Here is a 1411-nt window from a genome sequence, read left to right as displayed (position 1 = left end):
GGCGTCTTGAAAGTGGCCAAAATTGCGGACCTCTTTCATGTTAACTTTCACTCAAATATCTGTAAAAAAATACAAATATAGCATTTCAATGCGGCCACGAAAGCGGTCATGGAAGAACAGGCCGCATGAGCCCGTCACACGGAGAGTCGCAGCGCTCATGGTCTCAGGAATGGCAGAACGGAAAACTGTCTCGCCTGGTTCCCCGGCGGGAATCCGGGCGCAGAAGGACGGGGTGGAGCAACGAGCCTATGTTGGGACCGAACATGACCTTGAAGATTTATGTCAGTATCTGATACGATTGAGCATGGATAGGAGAGTCTGATGCCAAACGTCCACCTGACCGAACCGATGCAGAAATATGTGCAGGCGCAGATCGAGTCCGGCGCCTACGCCAATTTGAGCGAAGTCGTGCGCGCCGGCGTCAGGATGCTGATGGAGCGGGATGGCGCCCGGCAGTTCTATTCCCTCAAGGCCGACCTAGAGGAAGCAGCCTCCCTGGCCGAAAATGGGGATTTCGCCGAGTTCGATGCTCATGCCTTCGAACCGGATGCGTTTGATCGCTGACCCACATGACAATTCGGCTTTCCGGTCGGGCCAGGGCCGACCTTGAAGAGATCCGTGCCTACACCGTCGAAACTTGGGGTAGGGACCGATGGCTCGTCTATTACCGCCAGTTGGTCAACGCCTTCGAGCAGATCACCGGGGATCCCGACCGGGGTCGGGACAGGAGTCTCTTCGTTCCGGGGATGCGGTCCGTCAACTGCCAACGTCACGTGATCTTCTACAAGCGGCTAGATGCGGCGGACGGGGCGGCAGTCATCCTGCGCATCGTGCACCTGCGCCGCAACATGCCCGCGCTCGTCTACTACGAGGATCTCGACGGCGGTTAAGCCCTTGCGTTTCCTCATTCCAATAGCTCGACCAGTTTCCCATAGTCTTCACTGACCTCGCGTGCCTCCTGAAACGCGCGTTGACGCTCGGCATCAAGGCAACGGAAGTATTCCTGGATGTCGGCGATGTAGCCCTCGAAATCAGAACGCAGCAGATCGGCATAGGCACGCATGTCTTCTTGCGACTGGGGCAAGAACGGTCGCTCGGGTGGTATGCAATCCGCAGCTGCGGCTACCGGCATGCTTCTAAGCAGGAACGCGAACAGCAACGGTGCGTTGCGCGCAATAAACAAGCGCAGGGCAAAACTCCTTTGCCGCCTTTAAGATTATCATTCTGTCGGATATCACCCTTATCGGAGCAAGGCGAACTTCGTCAACACGTTATTATTGTCTTGCTATCATTAATGTTGTTTTGTATCGCTCGCGGTGTTGCGACCCCGTGGGCCTGATACTGCACCCAGGCAGAACAAGGACCCAAGGGAAGGCCATGATAGAAGAAGCCCCGAATGTGGTTACAGAAG

Annotated in this window: 3 protein-coding genes; 2 read left to right on the top strand and 1 reads right to left on the bottom strand. The window is 55.9% G+C overall.

Annotation, left to right across the window (positions count from 1 at the left end):
• The first annotated feature begins 321 nt into the window (after positions 1-321).
• Positions 322-564 (top strand): type II toxin-antitoxin system ParD family antitoxin, encoded by a 243-nt coding sequence (locus DL237_RS20390; RefSeq protein ID WP_089849711.1) that lies wholly within the window; start codon positions 322-324, stop codon positions 562-564.
• Between the two features lie 5 nt (positions 565-569).
• The gene (locus DL237_RS20385) at positions 570-890 is read left to right on the top strand and encodes a type II toxin-antitoxin system RelE/ParE family toxin (protein ID WP_089849714.1); all 321 of its coding nucleotides are present in this window, start codon (positions 570-572) and stop codon (positions 888-890) included.
• Positions 891-904: 14 nt separating this feature from the next.
• Here DL237_RS20385 and DL237_RS20380 read toward each other — a convergent pair whose 3' ends face one another.
• Positions 905-1132, bottom strand: coding sequence for a hypothetical protein (locus DL237_RS20380; RefSeq protein WP_057796709.1), 228 nt, complete (start codon positions 1130-1132; stop codon positions 905-907).
• Between the last annotated feature and the right edge of the window lie 279 nt (positions 1133-1411).

This window comes from Pseudooceanicola sediminis (assembly GCF_003575965.1).
GTDB classification, from domain to species: Bacteria; Pseudomonadota; Alphaproteobacteria; order Rhodobacterales; family Rhodobacteraceae; genus Pseudooceanicola; species Pseudooceanicola sediminis.
This window is presented reverse-complemented; position numbering and strand designations above follow the sequence as displayed.

What these genes read in the sequence shown, in the direction of transcription:
- DL237_RS20390 (WP_089849711.1), top strand. Translation starts at nt 322, where the DNA reads ATGCCAAACGTCCACCTGACCGAACCGATGCAGAAATATGTGCAGGCG.
- DL237_RS20385 (WP_089849714.1), top strand. Translation starts at nt 570, where the DNA reads ATGACAATTCGGCTTTCCGGTCGGGCCAGGGCCGACCTTGAAGAGATC.
- DL237_RS20380 (WP_057796709.1), bottom strand. Translation starts at nt 1,132, where the DNA reads ATGCCGGTAGCCGCAGCTGCGGATTGCATACCACCCGAGCGACCGTTC.